General features: G+C 37.5%; 27 protein-coding genes. 9 read left to right on the forward strand and 18 right to left on the reverse strand.

The window, feature by feature from the left end:
* Window positions 1-10 precede the first annotated feature (10 nt).
* Both G6R09_RS00115 and G6R09_RS00120 read left to right on the forward strand, forming a co-directional pair.
* Window positions 11-751: an ATP-binding cassette domain-containing protein gene (locus tag G6R09_RS00115; RefSeq protein WP_240345670.1), complete on the forward strand. Its 741-nt coding sequence runs from the start codon at window positions 11-13 to the stop codon at window positions 749-751.
* On the forward strand, window positions 748-1728 hold the full coding sequence (locus G6R09_RS00120) for an ABC transporter permease (protein ID WP_065176426.1): 981 nt from the start codon (window positions 748-750) through the stop codon (window positions 1726-1728). The genes G6R09_RS00115 and G6R09_RS00120 overlap by 4 nt, the downstream gene beginning before the upstream one ends.
* Window positions 1729-1789: 61 nt before the next feature.
* Here G6R09_RS00120 and G6R09_RS00125 read toward each other — a convergent pair whose 3' ends face one another.
* Complete coding sequence (locus tag G6R09_RS00125; protein WP_065176427.1) at window positions 1790-2137, reverse strand: hypothetical protein; 348 nt, start codon at window positions 2135-2137, stop codon at window positions 1790-1792.
* A 320-nt stretch (window positions 2138-2457) separates the two neighbouring features.
* Here G6R09_RS00125 and G6R09_RS00130 point away from each other — a divergent pair, with 320 nt between their 5' ends.
* Window positions 2458-3906, forward strand: a complete 1449-nt coding sequence (locus G6R09_RS00130) for a tyrosine-type recombinase/integrase (protein WP_163919957.1) — start codon at window positions 2458-2460, stop codon at window positions 3904-3906.
* A gap of 130 nt (window positions 3907-4036) precedes the next feature.
* Complete coding sequence (locus tag G6R09_RS00135) at window positions 4037-4303, forward strand: hypothetical protein (RefSeq protein ID WP_065167499.1); 267 nt, start codon at window positions 4037-4039, stop codon at window positions 4301-4303.
* Window positions 4304-4352: 49 nt separating this feature from the next.
* On the opposite strand, the gene G6R09_RS00140 is transcribed toward G6R09_RS00135, so the two are convergent.
* Window positions 4353-5597: an Nramp family divalent metal transporter gene (locus G6R09_RS00140; RefSeq protein WP_373423667.1), complete on the reverse strand. Its 1245-nt coding sequence runs from the start codon at window positions 5595-5597 to the stop codon at window positions 4353-4355.
* A 464-nt stretch (window positions 5598-6061) separates the two neighbouring features.
* Here G6R09_RS00140 and rpoS point away from each other — a divergent pair, with 464 nt between their 5' ends.
* Entirely contained in the window at window positions 6062-6940 is an 879-nt protein-coding gene (gene rpoS / locus G6R09_RS00145; RefSeq protein WP_065167500.1) for an RNA polymerase sigma factor RpoS, read from the forward strand.
* A gap of 66 nt (window positions 6941-7006) precedes the next feature.
* Entirely contained in the window at window positions 7007-7552 is a 546-nt protein-coding gene (locus G6R09_RS00150) for a DUF1439 domain-containing protein (protein WP_065167501.1), read from the forward strand.
* Window positions 7553-7593: 41 nt separating this feature from the next.
* On the opposite strand, the gene G6R09_RS00155 is transcribed toward G6R09_RS00150, so the two are convergent.
* Window positions 7594-7890, reverse strand: a complete 297-nt coding sequence (locus tag G6R09_RS00155) for a hypothetical protein (RefSeq protein ID WP_065167502.1) — start codon at window positions 7888-7890, stop codon at window positions 7594-7596.
* A 163-nt stretch (window positions 7891-8053) separates the two neighbouring features.
* The gene (gene chrA, locus G6R09_RS00160; RefSeq protein ID WP_163919959.1) at window positions 8054-9205 is read right to left on the reverse strand and encodes a chromate efflux transporter; all 1152 of its coding nucleotides are present in this window, start codon (window positions 9203-9205) and stop codon (window positions 8054-8056) included.
* Between the two features lie 237 nt (window positions 9206-9442).
* On the opposite strand from chrA, the gene G6R09_RS00165 reads away from it, so the two are divergent.
* The gene (locus G6R09_RS00165; protein ID WP_065167504.1) at window positions 9443-10366 is read left to right on the forward strand and encodes a LysR family transcriptional regulator; all 924 of its coding nucleotides are present in this window, start codon (window positions 9443-9445) and stop codon (window positions 10364-10366) included.
* A 54-nt stretch (window positions 10367-10420) separates the two neighbouring features.
* Here G6R09_RS00165 and G6R09_RS00170 read toward each other — a convergent pair whose 3' ends face one another.
* Complete coding sequence (locus G6R09_RS00170) at window positions 10421-11536, reverse strand: 1-acyl-sn-glycerol-3-phosphate acyltransferase (protein ID WP_065167505.1); 1116 nt, start codon at window positions 11534-11536, stop codon at window positions 10421-10423.
* 261 nt (window positions 11537-11797) lie between these two features.
* Here G6R09_RS00170 and G6R09_RS00175 point away from each other — a divergent pair, with 261 nt between their 5' ends.
* Complete coding sequence (locus G6R09_RS00175; protein ID WP_163919961.1) at window positions 11798-12475, forward strand: AraC family ligand binding domain-containing protein; 678 nt, start codon at window positions 11798-11800, stop codon at window positions 12473-12475.
* 74 nt (window positions 12476-12549) lie between these two features.
* On the opposite strand, the gene G6R09_RS00180 is transcribed toward G6R09_RS00175, so the two are convergent.
* A complete protein-coding gene (locus G6R09_RS00180) occupies window positions 12550-13101 on the reverse strand; it encodes a hypothetical protein (protein ID WP_163919962.1) in 552 nt (183 codons plus the stop codon).
* A 3-nt stretch (window positions 13102-13104) separates the two neighbouring features.
* Window positions 13105-13647 (reverse strand): nicotinate-nicotinamide nucleotide adenylyltransferase, encoded by a 543-nt coding sequence (locus tag G6R09_RS00185; RefSeq protein WP_060997882.1) that lies wholly within the window; start codon window positions 13645-13647, stop codon window positions 13105-13107.
* Between the two features lie 243 nt (window positions 13648-13890).
* Between G6R09_RS00185 and nadE the strand changes: the two genes are divergently transcribed.
* Complete coding sequence (gene nadE, locus G6R09_RS00190) at window positions 13891-14727, forward strand: ammonia-dependent NAD(+) synthetase (protein ID WP_065176433.1); 837 nt, start codon at window positions 13891-13893, stop codon at window positions 14725-14727.
* 81 nt (window positions 14728-14808) lie between these two features.
* Here nadE and G6R09_RS00195 read toward each other — a convergent pair whose 3' ends face one another.
* From G6R09_RS00195 to G6R09_RS00245, 11 genes are all read right to left on the reverse strand, one after another.
* Window positions 14809-15336: an HD domain-containing protein gene (locus G6R09_RS00195; protein ID WP_065167509.1), complete on the reverse strand. Its 528-nt coding sequence runs from the start codon at window positions 15334-15336 to the stop codon at window positions 14809-14811.
* Between the two features lie 158 nt (window positions 15337-15494).
* Window positions 15495-15680 (reverse strand): YoaH family protein, encoded by a 186-nt coding sequence (locus G6R09_RS00200; RefSeq protein WP_065167510.1) that lies wholly within the window; start codon window positions 15678-15680, stop codon window positions 15495-15497.
* Window positions 15681-15764: 84 nt separating this feature from the next.
* Window positions 15765-16964 carry an NnrS family protein gene (locus G6R09_RS00205; protein WP_306439997.1) on the reverse strand — a complete coding sequence of 400 codons (1200 nt, stop codon included), beginning with the start codon at window positions 16962-16964 and terminating at the stop codon, window positions 15765-15767.
* A 140-nt stretch (window positions 16965-17104) separates the two neighbouring features.
* The gene (locus G6R09_RS00210) at window positions 17105-17989 is read right to left on the reverse strand and encodes a DUF2861 family protein (RefSeq protein ID WP_163919964.1); all 885 of its coding nucleotides are present in this window, start codon (window positions 17987-17989) and stop codon (window positions 17105-17107) included.
* A gap of 18 nt (window positions 17990-18007) precedes the next feature.
* Window positions 18008-18667 carry a response regulator transcription factor gene (locus G6R09_RS00215; protein ID WP_065167511.1) on the reverse strand — a complete coding sequence of 220 codons (660 nt, stop codon included), beginning with the start codon at window positions 18665-18667 and terminating at the stop codon, window positions 18008-18010.
* Window positions 18642-20081, reverse strand: a complete 1440-nt coding sequence (gene vxrA / locus G6R09_RS00220) for a sensor histidine kinase VxrA (protein ID WP_065167512.1) — start codon at window positions 20079-20081, stop codon at window positions 18642-18644. The genes G6R09_RS00215 and vxrA overlap by 26 nt, the downstream gene beginning before the upstream one ends.
* Before the next feature lie 172 nt (window positions 20082-20253).
* The gene (gene pntB / locus G6R09_RS00225) at window positions 20254-21630 is read right to left on the reverse strand and encodes a Re/Si-specific NAD(P)(+) transhydrogenase subunit beta (RefSeq protein ID WP_065167513.1); all 1377 of its coding nucleotides are present in this window, start codon (window positions 21628-21630) and stop codon (window positions 20254-20256) included.
* 10 nt (window positions 21631-21640) lie between these two features.
* Complete coding sequence (locus tag G6R09_RS00230) at window positions 21641-23194, reverse strand: Re/Si-specific NAD(P)(+) transhydrogenase subunit alpha (protein ID WP_065176435.1); 1554 nt, start codon at window positions 23192-23194, stop codon at window positions 21641-21643.
* A 374-nt stretch (window positions 23195-23568) separates the two neighbouring features.
* Window positions 23569-23847, reverse strand: a complete 279-nt coding sequence (locus G6R09_RS00235; protein ID WP_065167515.1) for an HlyU family transcriptional regulator — start codon at window positions 23845-23847, stop codon at window positions 23569-23571.
* 249 nt (window positions 23848-24096) lie between these two features.
* Window positions 24097-24291, reverse strand: coding sequence for a hypothetical protein (locus G6R09_RS00240; protein ID WP_163919966.1), 195 nt, complete (start codon window positions 24289-24291; stop codon window positions 24097-24099).
* Between the two features lie 226 nt (window positions 24292-24517).
* Window positions 24518-26266 carry a bifunctional UDP-sugar hydrolase/5'-nucleotidase gene (locus G6R09_RS00245; protein ID WP_065167517.1) on the reverse strand — a complete coding sequence of 583 codons (1749 nt, stop codon included), beginning with the start codon at window positions 26264-26266 and terminating at the stop codon, window positions 24518-24520.
* Between the last annotated feature and the right edge of the window lie 159 nt (window positions 26267-26425).

Raw genomic sequence — 26425 nt, forward strand, 5'->3', positions numbered from 1 at the left:
AAAGGCATTAATGCTAACAGACGTAAATAAGTGGTTTGGGCCTATTCATGCGTTGCGAAACATTAATCTCAGTATTAATGAAGGTGAAGTAATTGCTCTACTTGGCGATAATGGCGCAGGAAAATCAACCTTAATTAAGCTGATTGCAGGGATTGAAGCATTTGATTCTGGTGAGATCACTATTCAAAATGAACTTGTTGATAAACAACAATATAATGTGAAAAATGCCCGTAAATTAGGGATTGAAACAGTGTATCAATCAGGCTCGCTTGGTGAACAACAATCGGTATGGCGTAACTTATTTTTAGGGCGTCATATTCGTAATCGGTTTGGATTTATCGATCAAAAACAAGAACGCCAACAAGCACAACAGTTACTGAAGAAACTTGATTTCCGTGGTGTCGGTGCAAACATTGATAGTTGTGTGTCGCAACTTTCTGGTGGTGAACGTCAAGGTTTAGCCATTGGTCGAGCAATGTTATTTAATGCAAAATTAGTGATACTTGATGAACCAACAACGGCATTATCGTTAGGTGAAGTTGAGAAAGTATTATGCTTTATAGAACAATTGAAAGCACAACATCGTGCTTGTTTGTTGATTACGCATAATATGAATGACGCTTATCGAGTTGCTGATCGTTTTGTGGTGATGGATCGTGGTACGATCGTTGCTGAATACAGTAAAACTGAGATGGATCAACAATCATTACAACATGCGTTACTAGCAGCCGTTGGTCGAGGTGCTGCATGAATATATTTATGGTAAAACACCGCGCCCCTATTATTACTAGCTTAATGTTAGTCAGTTTATGGTTATTGTTTACGGCTTATAGCCCCCAAACATTTACTCATATGCGTATTTATACGTCGTTCATGTCAACGATCCCATTTACAGCAATGCTCGCTTTTTGTTTGACGCTATTAGTTATTGCTCGTGAAATTGATATGAGTTTTCCATCGGTGATTGCACTTGGTGGTTATGTTTTTGCTGCGACATTTCAGGCGACACAATCTCCGGTTATTGCTGTTGCAGCTGCGGCTATCGTCGGCATTTTATGTGGCGTCCTTAATGGTCTGCTAGTGGTATGTTTTAATATACCCTCGATTATTGCAACCATTGGTAGTCAATTTTTCATTGGCGGTTTAACGACAGTCATTGCAGATGGATTAGCATTAAGTTTACCTCAAGTACGTGATAGCTGGTTCCATACCATGATGGTGGGTCGAATTGCTGATGTGATCCCTGCACAAGCGGTATGGTGTTTGGTAATTTTGGCCGTTTTATGGCTGATATTATCGCGCCATATTTTTGGTGATAATATCAATTTCATTGGCGATAACCCTAAAGCTGCTGAAATGATGGGCGTACCTGTTGCTCGTACTCGATTGTTATTATTTGTTTTAATGGGATTAATGTCGGCAGTTGTGGGCGTTTTTGTTAGTCTTGAAATGAGCAGCTGGTGGCCAAATCAGGGACAGGGTTATATGTTACTTGTTTTTGCTTCGGTTTTTATTGGTGGCACATCAGTGCTTGGCGGACGCGGTACATTACTAGGTACATTTTTTGGTGCGTGTATTATCGGTATTTTAGAAGCTGGTATTATTAGCGCAGGACTTGCAGGATTTTGGACCCGATTGGTGTATGGCGTAATTATCATTGCTTCGTTAATTATTCATAGCATATTGCTTAAACAGCACCAAGGTACATGGCGACGATTAATGCACTAATATATGTTTTAATATGACAAAACAAAGAGAGCCTTACCCGCTCTCTTTTTTTGTTTGTCGATTACAAAACAATCCATGGTTGATGGGTTGTTAAGCTAAAAATAACTTGGTTATCGTTAATAACGAAAGGCAGTTTTTCTTGAAAAGTATCAATTTCATCTTGGTTATTACACGGCCAGAAAAAGTGAATACCATAACTTACATGTGCTAAACCTGAATGGTGATCATCATCAAACTCAACCATATCCACCCGTAACGATGCTGTCGCAAATTGAAATCGAGCATCTTCTACATTGTGTTTTGAAAAAAGCATTGGTGAAAATTGTGATTCATGGCCCTGAACATAATTAATGATCAATTCTGCAATAGAAATTGATGGATTAACGACAAACGATATTTTATCTACCATAACTTATGCTCCCTAAAAATACTTCTATTAATGATAGTCTTATTTACTTCCTCTTTCATTAGATAATTAACCCAATAGTGACACCGTAACACTTTAAAAGTTGTGGATACACTAGAGCTATTAACCATAATTTGCAAAAATAGTGACGATAAAAATAGCTGATCAACGGTGGTTATTATGGGAAATTTGCTATTTATTAATGTTTTCATTCGATCGCTGTATGATCTTTTAATTTTTATAAATATATGAATTATATAGCTTTAATATTTCAGTCTTATATAATATCTCTTATAGCAGATCAAGAATAAAGACCTATAATAATGACGATCAACCCATCAAACTCCCTAGTAGATAACGACTTCAATCTTCGACCTGGTACATTACGCCAACAAACAGCCGTTAGCCAACAGATCCGTCACCATGATCATTTTGTTTCTAATCCAGCATTAGCTTATGTCTATTCTTTAGCCGCTACCGATACCACTGGTGGTCAAGCAAATGCCCGTTATACATTAGAACGTTTTAGCCGATTTTTATTAGGATCCAGTTTTGATCAAATGGATTGGATAATATTACTTACGAGCCCAGATCTTATTAAACAATCGATGGCGGCATTTTTGATTCATCGCGCTAAAACTAAAGTGACAATGAAAGGCTTAATTTATGATCCACAACGGTCACTTAAGAATTTACATATTAATCCATTAAAAAAAGCACTACTGGTTATTGGTGATTATTATTATCAGCAACAACAAATCTCGTTATCTCAATTAACTGCATGGCAATCTGTCATTAGCGGTTTTTCTGTTCATGAGCATAAAGAGCAACAATTGGATTCAGGTTGGCTGTCTCCTATTTCGGCACCTCAACCATTAACGATTGAATTAACAGCTCAAGCTCAGATAATGTTAGAAGCATTTAGCTGTTTTTGTTTAAGATCCTGTATTGAAAGGATGGATTGGCAAACTGTACTCTACGCCCCAGTATTACAAACAGCAATGCAATCGTTTTTGTCGTCACGTTTAATGATGAAAAGCACCGATAAAAAACAAGATTATGCCCCTGCTACTGCAGATAATTTACTAAGAATGTTACGTGGTGTTGCTCATCATGCGTGGTTATCTGAGTCGATTTCTATTGAAACTCTTCAGCGAATTAAGGCGATAAAACTACCGCGAGGTTCTCGTCAATCAAGTGGTCGTTACTTAAGTTATGCTGATGTTGACCGCATATCGGCACTAACTTTAGCACAATCGAATAAGATAAAAGCCATTAGAGATAACGCAATATTTTGGCTAATGTATGAATCAGGCTTACGTCGTGCGGAAGTTATTGGGCTTGATATCGGCGATATTGATCTGTATTTATGTAAAATTAGCGTAATGGGTAAAGGTAATAAGGAACGGCATGTGCCTTTTTCAAAAAGCAGTGATTTATATTCAGCGATTGAGCAATGGTTGACGATCCGCTCCCAACATTTACACAAAATATCGAGTTTTTTCTGTGGTGTTAATCGCTATCAGCAACTCACCTCACAACGACTGACGACCCAAACGCTTAATGATCTCTGTAAAAAAGTTCATCAAAATGGTTTTTCACGTCAAATATCACCCCATGATTTTCGTCACTCGGTAGCGACCAACCTACTGCGATCTGGATATGATTTATTATTAGTCAGTAAATTTATGGGACACAGCAGTATTAGCACAACTCAACGCTATGACCGCCGTACAGATGATGAATTACAAGGTGTTACACCTGGCCGTTAACAGATCACATTATTCTATTAAGGTTACATAGGTTGTGAAGCAGACTGTTGGATAAGTATTATTATTGTACGATATTATTTTATATTTCTACTGAAGTGATATCGTATCCTAAATAACAATTGGATTTATAATGATGATAATTATTCGACTTTTAGTGATTGTTTTATTTTTTGGTTTTCATATTTCAAGCTCTGCATTAACTATTGAGCAATATAAAAACCAATATGGATTACTGCCTTGTACTGGACTAGAAACACGTATTATTAGTTTTGATAAGAAAATAACAATGAGATTATCTAATGCATCAAAAAAAGAAAAATCTGATCTTAAAAGAGAATATAAGGCATTAAATATATTATATAAACAAAAAAAATGCCATAAAAGAACATCTCGATAATAGTCATATTACCGAGGTGTTGATAATGACGGGAGTTTGATGTTATAAACTAAGCAAGCAACGTGTAACTTAGGTATAAATTAAGAGCAAGAACAATAGCAATAATTATTAAACCAAGAGCAGATACTATTTTATTATTCTTGTATTTACCCATGATTTTTTTACTATTGGTAAAGTAAAGTAATGGAACAATTGCAAGTGCGATACCAAAACTTAAAACAACTTGGCTCATGACTAATATTTCAGTGGTGTTGATAGCAAGTGCAATAACAATAAATGATGGAATCATCGTGATTAAACGGCGTAACCACATAGGAATTGTAAATTTTACAAAGCCTTGCATCACGACATCACCCGCCATTGTACCTACGACAGTCGATGATAAACCTGATGCAACTAATGAAATGCCGAATAAAATAGAGGCAGCCTTACCGACTAATGGCGTTAATGTTTTATAGGCAGTTTCTATTGCAGCGATATCTTGATGACCTGAGTAATGAAATACTGCCGCAGCCATCGCGACGATTGCAATATTAACAAATCCTGCAATAACCATGGCCATTAATACATCATATTTTGTTGACCGTAAACGGGTTGATACTTTTTCACCATAGGTGTTTTTAAATAATGCTGAATGTAAATAAATAACATGAGGCATTACTGTTGCACCAAGAATACCTGCAGCTAAATATATTTGGTGTGGACTGTTTAATGTCGGAACGATTAAACCTTTGATTAATTCATTAGATGCAGGTGGTGCAATAAATAATTCAAAGATATAAACAGCAGCAACTAATAATAACAAGGATCCAATAATGACTTCTAACGGTTTTTGACTTTTATTATTTAGCATTAATATCATAACGGTAACTATCGCAGTAATGACAGCACCTTCCATCAAACTTATGCCAAATAATAATTGAAAGCCAACAGCTGCACCGATGAATTCAGCTAGATCTGTTGCCATGGCAATGATTTCTGCTTGTATCCAATACGGTATTATTGCCCATTTAGGAAGATGATCACGTAAATGCTCTGCTAAATTTTTACCTGTAACGATACCTAATTTTGCTGATAAATATTGAATCAACATCGCCATTAAGTTTGCCCACAACACTACCCATAGCAGCTGGTAGCCAAAAGCTGAACCTGACTCTATATTTGTTGCAAAATTACCAGGATCTATATAACCAATCGCAGCTATAAATGCAGGACCTAATAAAAGTAATTTCTTTTTTAATTTCAAGCTAAATGGGGTTGGTTGCATATCTATAGCAATGGTTGCTTTATTCATAGTGACTCCTTTGTCATGAGTCAACTTTACGACAAATGCAAATGATAATCAATATCATCTAAAGCTCAAATATGGTTGCTAATGTTCCATGTATGGATGCTATGCTATTGATAGATAAAAACTATGTGGTAATAGGTGTAGGGTATCAAAAATGTATATTTTATCATTTAATGATTTTATTATGTGAAATATATCAATAAAACGTGATCCTTTTTCAATAATATGTGCTAAAGAGTTTTATATTTTATGAAAAATCGATATTCTCGTGGCGGATAATTAGTATATCTTTAACGCATGATGAGCTTGGGTGTTAATCCTTATTAGAAATAAGTGTATTGTGGTTTTACGATAAACGTCATCGTTTTGTAAGATTCGATATTAATAATAAACACAAGTAATTATTAATAAACACCTCACTGCTGCAATTGTGATAGCAAAATGGATGTTGAAAAGAGGGATGTAATATGGAAGCTGAAGTAAATCGTAAGACTCAAAATTTTGATACTGATGTAATTCAATTATATCTTCGTGATATTTCTATGAAACCACTCTTAACAAAAAATGAGGAGATCCTCTATAGTCGCAAGGCATTAACAGGTGATGCCACGGCAAAAAAAATAATGATCGAAAGTAATTTACGCTTAGTGGTTAATATTGCAAAACGTTACCGTGGTAGTTCTATTCAATTAAGTGATCTTATTGATGAAGGAAATATAGGACTTATTACAGCTGTGGATAAATTCGACCCAGAAAAAGGATTTCGGTTTTCTACTTATGCGACATGGTGGATCAAACAAACAATAGAACGTGCGATTCACAATCAAAGTCGTACAATTCGTTTACCTGTCCATGTATCAAAAGAAATTAATACGATAATACGAACGCATAAACATCTGCTAAATACTCAAAATAAAGAGCCAAAACATGAGGACGTCGCAGAAACACTCGATCGAAATGTTAACGAAATATCTACCCTTCTATCTTATGATGCTCCAATAATATCTTATGACCAGACAATCAACGACGATGCTAATTCACAATCACTTTCAGTATTTTTAACGGATGATAAAGCCATTAAGCCAGATAGCCATTTAGATGATCTCGATATAAAACACATAACATCTTCTATTTTAAATTCACTATCTCCACGTGATAAAGAAATTATTTGTCGTCGTTTTGGCTTGCTTGGACATGAGTCACAAACTCTTCAAGAAGTTGCTGACGAAGTAGGATTAACCCGTGAAAGAATTCGACAACTACAAGTTATTTCATTGAAAAAGCTGCGTAACTATCTTCAGCGAGATAATTATGACATCTCCATTCTATTTGCTGACACGGCATGATAGATTGTTTGCTATTATTTAGAAGAGCACTTAATGTGCTCTTTTTTTGTTATAGTAAGGTTTGTTATGCATTTAAAATCATTATTGGTTGCGGGTTCTGTATTATTTTTTTCAGGTTGTGCTAGTTACGGTGTAACTGAAAATGAAATGCAATCATACCTAAATAAAGAAACCCAGTTTAATCATTCTGTTGGTATTCAAGGGTTGGCCTATGCGACAGGTAAATTTGATAATATCAAAGTTGGTATTGGTCGTGTTGCTAAAGATAAAGTCAATGTCGCAGCGACTGCAACTGCAGACTTAGAACTAATGGGTCAACCAACACAAAATATTTCAATAAAAGCTAATTTCAGTGCTATTCCTTATTACAATCAACAACAAGGTGCTATCTACTTAAAAGGCCTTAATATTGAATCTTTAGACATTACCCCTAAGCGATTAAATAATGTCTTAACAAAACCAGTAATCACACCTATTGTGTCTTTTTTAAGCCAAGTATTATCAACCAAGCCCGTATATAAACTTAATGATAATGAATTAGAACAATCACTGTTGAAAAAAACCAAGCCTGAGTTAGTTATTGAGAATCATAAATTAGTGTTAGATTGGTAACATTATATATTTAATAAAAAGCTCTTTGTTATAAGAGCTTTTTAATCATTTACTTTTGATTGTTCTAAATAGTGTGTACCTGATGCGTCATCTATCATCTTGATTGCCCTTTCCATTTCAAAAGATCGTTTCATTGCATCTGCTGCATAGTCTCTTGTCGTTGGAGTTTGGCTAGTAATAATGAGCATTAATACAAAAATAATTGTTGCTACCGATAATATTGCTGCAGTATATATTCGTCGAGTAATGCGTTCTTCACTAGCATTTATTTCTGCTTTTACAGCTCGCAATACATCATAATTAGTAATGTTTGAACGTATTCTTTGGTTTTTATCCATCTCAAATTTTTTGTATGATTCACCTGTTAATTATTTTAACAAGCATGACTGAATTTAAGCTGACATAGTTATATATTTTCGATGATTAAATATTCTTTTTATTAAAATAAAGTTATAGTGCATTAGAGGGTTTAAAAATCAGAGCTCAAAGGCTCTGATTTTGTTATAGACTAGAAATTAATACGTATATTAATAGTAATATCGCCAATAACCATACAGGACATTTATACTTTTTAATTAAGCAATAACCTATAATGACAGCAATAACATCGGTTATTGATTTAATAGAGCTAGTAATAACAGGATCTATTAATGCACTTGCTAATAGACCAACAACACAAGCATTTATTAAGATTATTGCTTGAGCTAAACGAGGATGACTAAATAAAGCTTTCCAAGCAGGTAAAAATGCAAATAAGAGTAAACTACCAGGCAAAAATACCGCTATTGTTGCAATTAAACTACCTATAATTGGCATCTGAGGTATTGCTGAAGCGCCTAAGTAACTGGCCATGGTAAACATAGGTCCAGGTACTAATTGGGCAGAAGCATAAGCACTTAAGAAGCTATTATCCGATACCATACCATCAAGCATTGGCTGTAATAATGGTAATACAACATGACCGCCACCAAAAACAAAACTTCCAGCTTGATAGAAAATTGAAAATATTTTAATACTGTCGTTGGTACTTGCAATCAATGGCAATAGAATTAATACCCCCAAAAAGATCACAACGAAACTAATATTTGGCCGTATTGGTTTGATTAACGATTGATTGATGTTCGGTTGGGTTTTAAATGACCATAAAAACCCCATAATACTGGCTATAATAATTGGTAGAATTTGGCCAAATAACCCTTGGCTAAACGCTAACCATACTATGGTTAATAAAGCTGTTACGATAGTAGGTATTGATACAAGATTTTTCTTTGCCATCCCCCATAACGCATCACTAACAACTACAACAGCTAATAATTTAGCGGCAGTAATGATGTGCTCAACACTGGCTGACCCACTAAATTTATTATTAGCAACCGCGAGAAATGTAAGTAACGCAAATGATGGTAGCGTAAAACCAACAAATGCAGCCATTGAACCTAGATAGCCTGCTTTTTTATAACCAATATACATTCCAAGCTGACTACTCGCAGGCCCAGGTAAAAACTGGCATAACGCAATAGCTTGAGTGAAATCTTCATTACTAAGCCATTTCTTTTTAATGACAAATTCTTGTTGAAAATAGCCTATATGTGCAGCTGGCCCACCAAAACTGCATAGACCTAGCACTAAAAACTGCCAAAATACCGTTAACATTAATCACATCTCCTTTAGTGAAGTTATTATATTAACGATTGTTTATCTATTACTGAAATCGTTTGTACAGATATATATTATTATTGTTATCGATGGTGGTTGACTTATGTTGTCGGCTTTTATTTTCAAGCTATTGATAATCCTTTATGATAGAAAGTAGGTTATTCTTTTGTAATAACAGGCAAAGTTATATATATCGTCCCCTACTTTGCTTTTCTCTTCTAAGAGTAAATGCTTATGCTAGAAAATCTTCAACAAATGGTAATCTTGGCTGCGGTTGGCCATGAACAAAGTTTCACTCGTGCAGCTGATAGATTAGGCATATCTAAATCTCAGGTCAGTAAGCAAATTCGTTATTTAGAAGAACGTTTAGGTTGCCAACTTGTGCAACGCAGTACGCGTACAGTCGCTTTAACTGAAATTGGGTTGCAGTATGCTGATTACGGTCAACAACTGGTTGATACCGTCAATGAAGCTGAAGCAATGGTCGCCGGTTATCGCAATGAAATAAAGGGCGTGTTACGCATTGGGATCGCCCAATCTTTTGGTAATATCCATATCACCTCTGCTTTGGCTGAATTTCAAAAAGCCAATCCTGAATTAGAATTAGAAATCAGTCTATTTGATCATCGTCCAAATTTATTAGAAGAAGGCTTTGATTGTTGGATAGCCATTCATGAACACCCGCCAGAAGGCATGGTCGCACGTAAATTAGCTAATTGTGAGTTTATCGTCGTTGCTTCACCTGATTATATTGCGTTAAATGGAAAACCAGTCACGCCTGGTGAACTGCGCCATCATAATTGTATAACTTACCAAAGCCGTGAACGTAAATATGTTAATTGGGCTTTTTCTCGTGATGGTGTACAACAATCGATTCGAGTCAGAGGAAATTACCGTATAGATAACGCACCAGCTGTATTAGATGCAGCAGTTAGTGGTTTAGGGATTGCGTATTTATCAACCTATTTAATGACTGATGAGATTGAAACGAAGAAGCTGATACAGTTATTGCCTGAATGGAAAACAACAGTTGATTTACCGATTTATGCTGTTTATCCTCGCAGAAAATACTTAGCACCTAAAGTGCGGTGTTTTATCGATTTCATGGCTGAACGTATGGCACAAGCGCCTTATAAAACGCTACCAGCTATACGCTAATCATACAACAACGCGGCCATGATAGCCGCGTTGTGTACTATTAAGTAAAGCGGTTTATTCTACTGATTGTTTTTTCTGTGCCGGTAACGCATACATACGACGTAATATCGTTTGTACGCCTTGTGGTTGATCAGCTAATTTTTGTTCAAATAACTGACACTCAGCGGCTGTCACTTGCTCTGATTCAATATCAGCAGCAATATAGTTTGATGGGAATAAATGATAATTTTCAGTTATTTGTTTATCAATAATTGCAGCTAATTCATCAGGGGTTTCTGGTGCATCAGTGATGACATCACCAAAGCTAACGTGAATGCGACGTTTCTGACCAACAATACCTTGGACGATACTTTCGATATCTTCAAATTCAGATTTCTCATACGTACCCGTGGTTTCTTTTTGGTAAAGCTCTTGCGCTTTCGCCAAGTCACAAGGGTCATTTTCATATGAAATAGCCACAGGAACAATATTAAGACCGCTCATAAACTCTGCAAACGGTAATTTTTGCTTACGTCCTTCCATAAAGAACATTTTTAGGATTGCAGGATCGGTTTTGTCATTACCGTCTTTCGCTCGTCCTTCTTTTTGCGCAATCCAAATATTATTGCCCGTTATTAAAGAATGAGAAATGTAGCTAGAAAGTAATCCTAATGACTTCATTAACTCACGCGGGCCTTTGGCTGAACGTTTAACAATAAAGCTTTTGTTCAAACGCATTAGCTCAGTCGCACATGGTTTTTTAAGTAAATTATCGCCAATCGCAATACGAACAGTATTAAAGTTATTATTGAATAAGCACCAATTTACCATCGCTGGATCCATAGCGATATCACGATGATTTGAAACGAATAGATAAGCTTTATTAGGATCTAGCTTATCTAATCCCGTTACTGTTACACCGTCACATGAATGATCGATGGTGGCTCGCATATACTTCGCTACATAATCTTGGACATTTTTAACGCTGGTTACGTTCGACCATTTTTTCACAAGAAAACGTTTTATTAGCGGAATCAGTAACCAACCAAACATACCGGAAGCATGAGGAAAGCGGTACTTTAAAATGGCATTGATAAAATCTTTATCATCAATCAGACGTTGGATAGCCCCTTTAACTTCGTCATCATTGTAAGGGCGGATTTCTTTATAAATATCGTTATCTATACACACAATAAGGCTTCATCTTGAAAAAACTGGGTCATTTTACAGGTAAATACTATCTTTACCCAATAACCTAAATCAATAAGGAGTATGGTTGGAAACCGAACCACGCCGAGTCGCTGAATTTTCAACCACAATTAATCATAAAAAGTGCGTTCTAATGCAAAAACGACCAATCATACACTGATTTTGATTATTGTCGCCTATGCAATGTTGACGATGTAACAAAAACAGCCGAATATGTGTGGGATATCGAGTTAGAGAGACATTATGAAACAAGCTATTGAGTTTTCCCAAAACGAGCACCCTTTTCTTTTCGTCGGTTCTCGTCGTAAAAGTCACAATGCCTATTTTATTGTTGTGACCAGCGGCAGCATATTAATGCGCTTAGGTAAACATGAACATCTTGTCTCTAAAGGACATGGCTTCTGGGTTCCTTTTGATTGTTTGCATGCATTAACGGTTTTACCTGGCACTTGCTTTTTTAAAGTCGCTTTTTCAATCCGTCTGCAACAACCATTATGCCGTGATGCTGGTTTTTTTGTGGTTAGCCCACTGCTTGACGCTTTATTAGTTGAACTTACAAAGCTGCCAACAGAAAAACACGATTGGAATGGTGCAGAAGGACGTTTACTCAAAGTTATTGCAGATCAAATATCAAACCTATCTGCGTCAACCCAATCGCTATCGCCTGCGATTAATAAACAATATCATAATGCATTAGCACTATTACTTAACGGTAACAAGATCACAGAGCAATCTGCTGTGCAAGCTATCGAACCCATTATTGGAATGACGTTAAAAGAGTTTGAGTCTTGCATTACCATACGTGAGGCGTTGAAATTAATACGCTCAGGAAGGAAGCTACCGCAAATTGCCGCTCAACTAAATACATCTGAAGTGTTACTTGAAGCGCTAGCAATGCCTATTTTGGGTAAGGCTTTTTAATCGCGGTAACTGATTGTTAAAACATATCGTTAAACAACGCCCATTAATGCTAATGAGCGTTTGTTTATTAATGATTAATCAAACGGGACATGGACTTGTAGCGATACTCCATCATCAACATTACTCTTAGTATGCCAACGATAATCTAATCGTACATGGGTGCTGTTATTGCTCGGATCACCAAAACCAATACTCATTTGGACACCGTGATTTAATACCCACTGCTCAGCATCAACAATATCTTCAACCTGTTCACTATCATATTCTCTGGGTAGCCAGAATCCTAAGCCATAGTATATTGAATCATCATATTCAGTGAAAATCGGATGATCGGAAAAATTATCACTCCATTTCTTCCAAAAATCACTGCTGTTATAGCCATGATCTTGTTTCCAATTACTAAACTGCTTAACTTGTTCGCTTGAATGAAGGCTTGGATTAAGTAATGGAATACTATCGTATTCAACTTCTTGACCACATAACGACTGATTATTTTGAAAAAAATCAGTCGTTATTGAAGATTTTGGCGTTGGAATAAATTCACAAGAAAAAGCATACACAGATGACGAGTAAAATAAATTACCAACGAGAGCAAGCATGCATACTTTAACTTTATTTACGCGCAATGATTAACGTCCTTGTTGTTCATCGTTAAACTTAAATCTGTTGTCGTTTATTAGCATTGAAGCCACTGTAGGCGTCGTGTAGTGACTAATATCACTTTTATTGACCAATGCATTTCGTATCAATGTACTGCGTATTGGTAGCGTTTCAGGACATGCCATCACCTGCCACCGTTTGAGGATCTCATCAGCGTTATAAAAACGCTGAAAGCTTAAAAAATTATCTGGGCCAATGACAAAAGTAATATTGCTATCAGGATACTGCAATTGTAATGCTTCTAGCACAGCAAAAGTTGTGACAGCATTATCATCAATAGCAATTTGTTGCTCTAGTGTAGATAATTCTAGATTAGATTGACCAATATCGCTGATAAATGCACCGACCAAATCACAACGGGCATTATAATCAAGCATGACCTTTCCCCACGCATGCTGATAACTCGGTAGTAATAATACTTTATCAAATTGACCTAAGCGCTCTAATACTGAACGGTGACCTAGGCTTGGAGGGTTAAATGCGCTACCAAAAACTGCCAGTGTGTGTTTCATAAATCAATCAGCTAACCTCTGTTGCTACATCTTTGAAAGACAATCTATTGAACTAATTTAATAATATGATGCTGTTTTTATGCTAAAACAACATTATTTGAAAGAAATTTACGCTTGAGCATTGATCCTTAGTTAGAGTTATCGCATGATTTTGATAAAGGTGTAATGGCTGAGTTCTCATTTTTCCATTATACCAACTTAAGTGATTAATATTTGGGCAAAAGCCTTAAGGATTCATGACCCATGGAACAACTTATCCGTGACGAAATGCGTGTGCTGCCGACTATCGATGTTGAATATGAAATTCAGCGCCGTGTTGCTTTCATCCAGAAAAAACTCAAGCAATCTGGCTGTAAATCTCTAGTACTCGGTATTAGCGGAGGTGTTGATTCAACCACTTGTGGCCGTCTAGCACAACTTGCTATTAACGATTTAAATGCCACTGCTGCTACCAACGATTATCAGTTTATTGCTGTTCGTCTACCTTATGGCGAACAACAAGATGAAGACGAAGCTCAACATGCTTTGCAATTTATTCAACCTAGCCAATCGGTCAGTGTTAACATCAAAGCTGGCGTTGATGGCTTACATGCCAGTGCGTTACTAGGATTAGAAGGCACAGGGTTAATTCCAACTGATGCTGCTAAAGTTGATTTCGTAAAAGGCAATGTAAAAGCAAGAGCACGTATGATTGCACAATATGAGATTGCAGGCTTAGTAGGCGGGCTTGTTATTGGTACAGATCATTCAGCAGAAAATATTACTGGTTTTTATACTAAATTTGGTGATGGTGCTTGTGATTTAGCGCCTCTTTTTGGCCTAAACAAGCGCCAAATTCGTAGTATCGCTGCGAAGTTAGGTGCACCTGAGCATCTCGTTGCTAAAGTTCCGACTGCCGATTTAGAAGAATTAGCACCACAAAAAGCAGATGAAGATGCATTATTAGTTACTTATGATCAAATTGACGATTTTCTTGAAGGGAAATCTGTTGATGACTTTGTTCGTGATCGCTTAGTCAGTATTTACCGTGCAACACAGCACAAACGTCAACCTATTCCGACGATTTATGATATTGACTAATATATTAAAATCATAAAGTTACAGATAAAATAAAAGGCCTAACGAAATGTTAAGCCTTTATTTATTTTATTCATTAATTTTTCACTTACACAATATAGCTTCAGGCTGACCGATAATAAGTGCATTGAGTTCTTCCCATAGACCATCACAAAGACCTGAACGATATACAGCTTGTTTAAAAGCAGGATGCTCATGTTGATACATTTTATAGTGACGTGGTGAACTCTTACTGCTCGAGCGTACATTAGCTAAACGATCACACACTTTCACGATCAAAGCTAAACGAGCAGCTTCTTCTTCAATATTTAAAGCTGCTAATCGTTGATTTATTTCTAATTTACGTTTAGCACGATCTTCTAACTTAACATCGGTAACATAGTTAACAGCATCTGCAATAGTAAAGCCAAAATATTCTGCTAACTCATTAAAACTAGTATTCGTATCTTCAATAATATCGTGTAACTGTGCGACGATCATTGCATCTAAACCAAAGGGTTCGGCAAGTTTTGCTACAGTATCAAGATGAACAGAATACGGGAACTCACCATATTTTTGATTGCCATGGCGATTTTGGGCAAATGCTTGTGCTGCTAAATAACGACTATCCATCTATACTTCCTCAGTACTTTCTTCTTTTATTTTTCCATTGTAGAAGCAAAACATACCTTTGTGCTAGTCGTTTATTTGGCATAATAATGATCCAAAAATAAAAAAAGAGCCTTACGACTCTTTTTATTAATTAGATAGTTACGAATGATAAACTATGGTTATTCTTCTTCATCTGCAGCAAACTCACCCGCAGCTTGACGACGTTTCATGTCAGCTTCACGAATTTCATTCGCAACAATCATGATAGCTTCACCGCTACTGATACCTTTAGACATAAGATCATGAATACGCTCAGCAGCTTCTTGTTGCTCTGAATGCGTTAATGTCGGCGTGTGATTATACATATCATTCTTCTTAACTTCGTAAACGGGTGAGTATTCTAGAAGTAATGTCAAACAATGTCACTGTTTATCCACGCTGAACGCTAATTAACCAGGATGGCCGTCGGCTCGAGCTTGAGTCAATATTGGAAAATACACCACTGTAAAAATTGTGAATGCGACTATCCATAATATAGCTGAGATAACATACGGATTAACAGCGGCGACAGGCATAACAAGAACTAATAATGTTCTCGCAACCAATGAAGCAAATAAACTCATAAATGCGACCGCCATCCACTTTCCTGTTTGTAATTTTCGCCCAGTATGCCCCAATGAAACACGTGCCATCATTGCAAGTATCATGGATCCAATACCACCAATAGCGATAAAGTGAATCCCTATCGTTGGGCTCATACTGTGATAAACATAGCTTCCGCCTAGCCATGCAAGACCGATTATCATTGATAAATAAGCGCCATGAAGCGACCACAACAACGGTATCGTTAAGGTTTTGTGGCTACGCCAACGGCACATGCGTATTAAATTAGTCAATGCAGCAATAAGATAAGTTGACGCTAGCACTGATGAAGCAATTGTCACCGGCAAAAGAGTGAAGATCAACACTATCCAGATAGGGATTAATGCGGCATATTCTAACAGTGGTATACGAGTAATTGGTGCTGTCTGGGTTGCTCGTGAAGTGAAAAATGGAATTACTCTACCGCCAACAACAAGGACTACCGCAGCGATAATCGTTAATGTTGCTAACGCCGTCGCTTGTAAATCAAACGGGATCACCTTAAGTACCATCAAATGGTATTTTATATTAAGCAACGTAAACATAATCAGCACAGGAATAAAAAACATATTACGCCATTGCTTAACTTTGATGATTGGTATTGCTAAAAATATCATCGCCATAACAATCCAAGCACAATCAATAATCATCCATAGGTAGCTCGGCGTTGCAAACATCAGTCCCAACCGCGCGATTAGCCACAGGCTAAATAAAACAGTGAGCTTTGTCCCCTTGACCCCTGTTTGCCCTGTCCATGTCTGTACGGCTGTCAGTAAAAAGCCGACAATTACTGCGCCTGCAAACCCAAACAGCATTTCATGAGTATGCCACCATAAAGGATTACTATACATAAACTGGCTTAGCTGGGGGTTACCCGCCCATAGCAACCCCCATAGTGCCATTGAAACGACAGCATAGACTGCTGCTCCGATAAAAAATGGTCGAAAAGCAAGCCTAAATATCGGTGGGATTTTCTCTTCTTGCGCGCGATCGATAATTTGCATCATACAGCCCCTTATAAACATGTATAAATTATACATGTTTATAGTGCTATTGCTACCGTTTCTATTTCTCGTTTTATCATCCTGAATTTAGATAAAAAAATGGCCATCACACTAATGTAATGGCCACATAATTATTACGATGATTAATCATCGTCACCGACATAATCAACAGGACGCGTGATCCGTTGAATATCTAAGATTGATATTTCACCTTGCCATCGTGTTTTTACAACACCAACACTTAACCAATAACGCCCTTCTGGAAGGTTTAATTTAGGTAATGTTGTCGGCCAATTTGAGTCTGATTCTTGACTCCAGATAGCATGCCATGTTGTATCATTAAGATCATATAATTTAATACTTAATGTCGGCGACGGACAGTTACCGCTATTTTTTTCAATGTTATCAATTCGCCAGGTTTTACTGTCTTTCCAACTAATTTCTTGTTTATCCGCCGGAGAATTCAGCACAATCCATCCAACCCAAGGTGGCTTGTTTGCAGCGGTGATAGAGAGCTTATATAGCCCAGCTGATACTGGTTCATCTAACCGTTGTGTTTCCACCGAAAAATAGCCGCCATCATCGATAAAAGGCGCACCTTTCAATAACGGCTTATTTGGCCATTGAGTCAAACTTATATTGGTAATATCACTGCGAGTTAAACCGACAACTGAAATTTTTAATAATTGTTGATTAAGATTTTGTTCAACTTGACGTTCAATTGATAATTTAGGTAACCAGGTCGGTAAGACTTTACGCTCAAGGCTATGACCACAATCTTCAGTAATGGCTAAATTAAGTAATTGATTGAGATTGTTAGCTTGAACGCTACTAGGTGATTGTTGCCATGCTTGGATAATCGTCTGAAAAACGGCATCAGTATTATCTTCAAGAAGTTCTTTATGTGCCATCGTATAAAGATCTTTTGAGATAAACCAATCAGACGATGCAAATGCACTCGAAGGAAATAACATCGAGTGCATTAGCAATAATCCCATAAGCCAGCGTGTTTGCTTTTTTATTCTCATGGAATACAGACCTACGCGTTATGGCTTCATTCGGTATCCGACACCACGTAATGTCTCTATCTCAATATCAGGCAGTTTTTGACGCAATTGCAGAATATGAGTATCAACAGTACGTGTTGTTGGGTAGTGATTGTAGCCCCAAACTTGGTCTAATAATTCATCACGAGTAAATACACGACCTGCATTTTTCGCTAAGAATACTAATAATTCAAATTCAGTACGCGTTAAGGTCACGCTTTCACTACCATGAAAAACTTCACGGCTTTCTTGGTTAATACGAATATTACCAACAGAGATAATATTAATCGCTGCCATATCGCCATCTTCACCACGCAGATGTACACGAACGCGAGCTAACAATTCTTCTTCCGCAAAAGGCTTAGTTAAATAATCTTTTGCCCCTGAGTCTAACCCAATCACTTTATCGTTAATGGAAACCATCGCTGTTAATAAAATAACAGGTACATGTTTCTTTTTTAACCAACCTGACAAGTAGTCGAGTGAATCACCTTCCGGTAATTGACGATCGAGTACAACAAGATCTGCATCTTTCCACAATGCTTCAACTTTAGTGGCACAATCAGCGTATAAGCAGTTGTATCCGGCTTGCCTTAAGCAATCGAGTAAACCATCAGCAAGGTTACGGTCATCTTCAACCAGTAGCAGAGTTTGATTCACACGGTATCTCCAAAATAAACGTTGTTGGTGGACCAATGAGTTTCATTCGGCCCCCCATTCTATTAATCATCGATTCAACAATTGTTAAACCCAAGCCTAAACCTTGAGAACTAACAAAAGGCTTTCTTAAGCGAGACCAATCTTTTGCGCCTAATTGTCCTTCATCTTGAACAACCAGCTTTAAGGTCCCATTCTTATACGATGACGATAAACTAACTGGTGCTACGCCGTACTTATGAGCATTAGATAATAAGTTATCAAGACACGTACCTAGCCAATAAATATTAACCAGCACACTTCTATCTTCACCTAAGTTCAGTATAACATCGTACTTTTCTGCTATATAACCTAACCATTCATTCAGTGATTCAACTTCTTGAACACTTAACTGTTGTTGGTTAGCTTGTAAATAATCTTTACTCGCTTCAGCTAACTGACGCAACCGTCGCGAATCTTCTGTTAAACGACGAAACTCGTCGTATAAACCTTCTGGTAATTCATCAAAATGACGTCGAAAACCTTCAACTGTCATAGCTAAACTCGCAATTGGAGTACGTAATTCATGGGTTAAAATTTGTAATACTAACATCCGTTCTTCCATCGTACGACGGCGGATCCTGAATCGGTAAATACTCCAACTCAACAATAACCCAGCATTCATCACCAGTAAGCCTATTAATAAATAATAGGTTACATGCGACTTATTATCTTCACGCCAACAAATATTACCATTTTTGGCAAGACAAAAATCATTTTGATCTAAGCGTTTAAAATGCAACTGATAACGATTAAGCATTTTAGACCATGTTACTTGGCCAAAAACGCGGTATTCATTATCGTTTCGAACCCACAATTCACCATTTGATATGAAAAATTGCGCACCAGAAATAAACGCATGGATCTCATCATTATTCATTCGCTGCAAGCGGCCTAAAATCGTTGTAGCTGCAGCAATTGGGCGTTCTTTTATATGTAAATATTTACTGTATTTTATCGCCATATCAGGATGTTTCTGAATATAACGATAGGCATAACTACCACCACCGGGATGAATATATCCTGAACGTACAAACCAACTTGATGGTAATTTTGTTTTAAAACACATCGCACGTGTAAATACAACAGGTTGAGTAACTAATGGCGATAATGGCCACGGTCCTTTACAGGATATCGAATTATGATAAAGCTGGCGCAACGCTTCTAGTGGATATTCACCCGTTTGCGGTAATAGTGTCTCAGGGACTAATAATCGCCCTGGATATAAGCTCTGAAGTTTACGAAAATCGTATGTTGCTAAAGGCTTACGTTTTAAAATATCAGAACGAGCCGCATTTAACCGTTCTGGAAATGTTTGAGCTTCTGCAAATGATGCCGCAGAAAATAATAGAGAAAAGACTAATACATACGTTTTCATGCTTTTAGTTTAACACTATAGAACAGTGTTTTGTCAAAGAAATGTTAACACAATAACCATTTGAATATAGAACATTTAATTGAACATGACTCACTTAAAACACCATTTTTGGTTATTAATTTAAAAAAAAACCACTCAACCCTGAGTGGCTTTATTTATACTACGGCTATTTTTATAGATGTTCAAGAATAGATAAACATGACGCTTTTGCATCACCAAACAACATCTGGCTGTTTTCTTTAAAGAACAGTGGGTTTTGTACCCCTGCATAACCGGTATTCATTGAGCGTTTAAATACAATCACGTTACTTGCATTCCACACTTCAAGAACAGGCATACCCGCAATCGGACTGTTTGGATCTTCCATTGCCGCTGGGTTAACAGTGTCGTTAGCACCAATAACTAATACCACATCAGTCTTAGGGAAATCATCATTGATTTCATCCATTTCTAATACAATATCGTAAGGCACTTTCGCTTCTGCCAATAATACGTTCATGTGTCCTGGTAAACGTCCAGCAACAGGGTGAATACCAAAACGTACTTCTACACCTTGAGCGCGTAATTTATCGGTAATTTCGTGAACAGGATATTGTGCTTGTGCAACCGCCATGCCGTATCCTGGAGTAATAATAACTGATTTAGCATCTTTCAATAATTCAGCAACTTCTTCCGCTGTTGTTTCACGATGCTCACCATATTCTTCATCATCACTCGAAGCTACACCATCGGAACCAAAACCACCCGCAATAACACTTACGAATGAACGGTTCATCGCTTTACACATAATGTAAGACAGAATAGCACCTGAAGAACCGACTAGTGCACCAGTAACAATCAACAGATCATTAGCTAACATGAAGCCTGCTGCAGCTGCTGCCCAACCTGAGTATGAGTTAAGCATCGACACCACAACTGGCATATCAGCGCCACCGATAGAGGCAACTAAGTGATAACCAAATGCAAACGCAATCAGAGTCACTAGAATTAATGCCGCCATCGAACCTTCAGCTTTCACAAACCATACTAACAATAGCGCTGAAACAATCAGAGCAACGAGATTTAGCTTATGACGATGTGGTAGCTGTAATGCTGACGTTGATACCAAGCCACGTAATTTAGCAAACGCAACCAGTGAACCAGTAAAGGTGACGGCACCAATGAAGACCCCAAGGAAAACTTCCACTAAGTGAATGTTTAACAGTGCGCCTTCTAGCGGTTGATGGTGTAAGAAGGTATTAAAGCCAACCAATACTGCTGCCATACCCACAAAACTGTGTAGCATTGCAACAAGCTCTGGCATTTCAGTCATTTCTACTTTTTTAGCGTAGAAAATACCGATTGCACCGCCAATGATCATTGCGAGAATAATCCAAACAGTCCCTTGTGATTCAGGGCCAAAGATAGTGGCGATAAGCGCAATAGCCATACCCGCAATACCGAAATAGTTACCCTTTCGTGCGGTTTCTTGCTTGGATAATCCAGCAAGTGACATAATAAACAATACGGCAGCAACAATGTATGCCGCTTGTACGATTCCTGCAGACATGTATTACTCCTTATTTATCTTTACGAAACATTTCTAGCATCCGCTTGGTAACAGTAAAGCCACCAAAAATATTGATACTAGCAATGAGAACAGCAACAAAAGCCAACACGGAAACAATTCCGGAGCCTTGTCCTATTTGGAGTAATGCACCTACGATGATGATGCCTGAAATTGCGTTAGTTACTGACATTAATGGTGTGTGTAAAGAATGGCTAACATTCCATACTACGTAGTAACCAACCACACATGACAATACAAAAACGGTAAAGTGAGCAAGAAATTCAGGTGGAGAGTAATGACCAACCCAAGCAAATAATGCAATGCCAGCCGCCATCATGCCGTATTTCTTAATCGGTGACATAGGCTCAGCTTTTTTAGGCTGTACTTTCTCTACTGCTTTAGGTTTTTGAGCAACCGCTGAAACTTTAATGGGTGGCGCAGGCCATGTAACTTCACCCGCTTTGATCACCGTTAAGCCACGTAGTACTTCATCATCAAAGTTAATATCTATGTTGCCGTCTTTTTCTTTGCACAGCAGCTTTAATAAATTAACAAGGTTAGTACCATAAAGCTGTGAAGCTTGAGTCGGTAAACGACCTACCATATCGGTATAACCAATGATTTTTACACCATTAGCAGTAGTAATTACTTTATCAGCTTCAGTGTAAGCACAGTTGCCGCCGTTAGCTGCTGCTAAATCGACAATCACACTGCCCGACTTCATTGAGTCAACCATTTCTTTAGTGATCAATTTCGGCGCAGGGCGACCAGGGATAAGTGCAGTTGTGATGATAATATCAACATCTTTTGCTTGCTCTGCGTATAAACGCTCAGCGGCTTTGTTGAATTCATCAGACATTTCTTTAGCGTAGCCATCACCCGTTGAAGTATCTTCTTTAAAATCTACTTCAAGGAATTCAGCGCCCATTGATTCGACTTGCTCTTTCACCTCAGGGCGAACATCAAATGAACGTACGATGGCACCTAGGCTACCGGCCGCACCAATTGCAGCCAGTCCAGCAACACCAGCACCAGCCACTAACACTTTTGCGGGAGGGACTTTACCTGCAGCTGTAATTTGACCGGTAAAGAATCGACCAAACTCATGCGCAGCTTCAACCACGGCACGATAACCTGCAATGTTTGCCATCGAACTAAGTGCATCAAGCGCTTGAGCACGTGAAATACGAGGTACTGAATCCATCGCCATCACGTTAATATTTTTGGTCGCTAATTTTTCTAATAATTCAGGGTGCTGAGCTGGCCAAATAAAGCTAACTAAACTTGCTCCCTCTTTTATTAGCTCACATTCATCAACACCCGTTGCAGGATTAACCTGAGGAGCATTAACTTTCAAAATGAGATCGGCTTGCCATACTTTGTCAGTAGAGGCTAGTTCTGCGCCAGCGGCTTCAAAGGCTGCATCATCAAAACTCGCCAATGCACCCGCTCCATGTTCAACAACAACGCTGAACCCCATTTTCAATAACTGCTCAACCGTTTTAGGTGTGGCAGCAACTCGCGTTTCGTTCGCGAAAACCTCTTTTGGTACACCAATCTGCATTATTATTCCCTGAACATTGGCTATAGATAAATATTTTGTATCCAACCTTAAAAGCAATAGCAAGCTTTTTACCGTCAAATCCAAAAAACCCCACAAATTTCATCAAAAAATAACATTTAAGTCATTTCATATCGAAATACAAGCACCTTTTCATCCGTGACAAATAGGTTAAAAAACATAAATTACATAATCTTAGTAATATTAACCAGGCCTAAAAACTGACTCAGCTAACATTCCCTTTAATATTGCTTTTAACACATTCAAACACTGCTAACTTAACAAAAAAGCAACATCTAAGCGTTTATTTTAATCGCTAAAAACAAGATACCCAGCAAACAACGTGATTGCAATGAAATATGTTGTATATAGGATATTTATTTAAACATTCTATCGCCAGTTTGATCAATAAACATCTGTGCTTTTTTTACCATAAATGTTTCTGCATCTGCTTGAGAAGGTAAAACATCAGAACGTATAAAGTGATGAGTTTGCAGTGTTTCATCTGTTTTTTTACAAATACGTCCAGCAATACGGAATTGACCGCCCTCTTGTTTAGGCTCGGGATAAATCAAATAGCCGTTATATTCAATCGGTTCAACATCAACAGTTACTGCTGCTGTTTTATTACCAAAAAACCAAGAAAATAAACCCATCACTACCTCTTATTATTTTTATCAATGGCACTCGTTACTACGAGCCCCTTGCTAGAATATCAATCTGTTCAATACTATATAGTTTTCTTCATCGAGGAAATAACCACTGCCCCCATAATCAAATGAGAACAGCAATAATATTGGCGCTAAATGGTGATACAGCAGGTATAAAAAAACCAGCACAATGGCTGGTTCTCTTTTTTACTGAAAAAGCATTTTATTATTACGGCTTTTTGTATATTTAAACTATCAGCGATATAAGCCAATATCTTTTTGAATATGTAACGGTAAATCTGAAATATTACGCGTTTTTGGTGTTGTTACTGAACGGCTAAAAAGAATATCACGAGCGTGAACAAGCAGGCCTTTAAACGTCAATGAATATGCTTTTTGATCATTCGTAATAGGTGCTGGAATAGAATCAAAATCAAATACCTGTGCCATGATGCCTCTCGTATTAAGCCGTTACTGATGGGATTGGCAGCATAATAGCGCAACGTTAGTCATACTGAATAATGACATTATTTAAATATTAGCATTAGATTATCTAATCCAAGAGTTTGAAGAAAAATAACCGTTAAACCACAGAATATCGCACTATAAAAGGTGACTGTTCATCGATCAAGTGCGATTAATGTGCTTTTTATTCAACAATAATCGCCATAAATAATTAGTTCTGATTATCACAAGCAATGAAAACAGTTAAATTCTCAAGCGGTTTATTAAATTGATGCTGTTGTTTTGCAAACGCTTCAAATGCATCAGCCATGGTGACATTCAGTGCTTGAGGTTCAACCACATAATCAAGTAGCGGTGCATAGCCCTCTTTTCCTGTCGCGGTATAGCCAGATGAAACAGAGGTGTAAATATCATCGTCATTAACAGCTCGCCATTGTCCTTGGGTGTAATACTCTAATGTTTCAATCCGCTCACCACTTGGTGCTCCACAGCGATACACATAACGCAAGTCTGCAACATAGGGAAAACTGCCATCACCGGTACCTTCAATATCGTTATTAATGGCGTTATCAATTGCCCCTTCAAGAGCTTGACGAATACGTAGTCCTTTAACGCTATACATCATAATACCAATCGCAAAAGGTAATAATCGGCCAGCAACATCAGCTGGCGTTATTTCACCAGGATTAAGCGAGCACCTTACGCCACCAGCATTATGAATTCCAAAATCAATATGGTGACCTAACTCTCTTGCCTGCCAAACAAAGCTTTTTACTACCCATGGTGCGATATCACTCGGGCCTTTCGCATCTGGCACTCTAATATGGCGCAATGGTTCATTAATACGGGCTATTTTTTCCGTTTGTAATGCGCGTACTGCAGGTCGGTAATATTCATTAAGAATGTTTTCTATACGCGGTTCTTTTACCACAAAACGAATATTTTGCTGCTGCTGTAAATAATCTCGCACTTTATTATGATTATCATGATCAAGATGTTGAGTACGCCCAGCATCAATTGTAAATTTACGTCCAAGTAATAATTGATTACAACCAGTTGCACTTTCCACACGACCATCAGCATTAAATACCAGCGTTAATTGACCAAGTGCCAGCGCATTACAACCTGCTTGCACAACACAAGTATTGTTTACCATCAATGCGTAATTGTCTGTTTTACCGTAGCCAATATTAGTAAAATCACCTTGCATAGTATGGGTATGGCCACCAATAATCGCCCCAATACCATTAACTTCTTGGGCTAATAATAAATCTCGGTCGTAACCTAAATGGCTTAAAATAACGACTTTATTAATACCCTTTGTTTTAAGTAATGCGATGGTATTTTGTGCAACCGTCGTAACATGATGGAAAAAGGTATCTGGATCTGGACTTGATATGCCTGCCATATTTTCAATCGCAAGACCAAAAATAGCCACAGGCTCACCATGGACACGCTTAATAATATAATGCGCTGATTGGGTTTTATTATCATACGCGTAAACATTTCGTTTATTACGTAAAGGATTTCGTTTGGTTTGATCTTCTTGTGATAAATCCCAATTACCGGCTAATAATGGAAATGCCGTATGGTCAAGAAAATCAGCGACAACATCATTACCAATATCAAGTTCATGATTACCTAATGCCATGGCCTCAATACCAATCGCATTAAGCAATACCGCGTTTGCCATGCCCTTATAGAGGGAAAAATATAACGTGCCTTGAAAACAATCTCCCGCATGCAAAAACATAAATTCACGCTGATGAAGAAAAGCATCCTGTTTAACTTCTTTAACCGCAGAATAAATACGCGAAAAACCACCACAACTGGCATAAACAGATGTTTCAGTTTTTAAGACATCAGCCGAGAGGGATAACGAAATGGCGGAAGGCTCAAAGTTAGAGTGAGTATCATTGATATGAGCAAAAGTGATCGTTGCTGCGTGATTAACAGTCATAATAATTTCAGTTCCTCCAGAACCATCAGTACCAACTGACAACTGATTTATAACGCTCACAGCATTACAAAAATAAAGATCGTCATTTAATAAGAAAACAGATTACATTGAACGACATAAAAATGAGATCTCTATTAAAATATACCATTTTTCACATTA

This window comes from Photobacterium sp. Alg240-V54 (assembly GCF_900537155.1).
In the GTDB taxonomy this organism is placed as follows: Bacteria; Pseudomonadota; Gammaproteobacteria; order Enterobacterales; family Vibrionaceae; genus Photobacterium.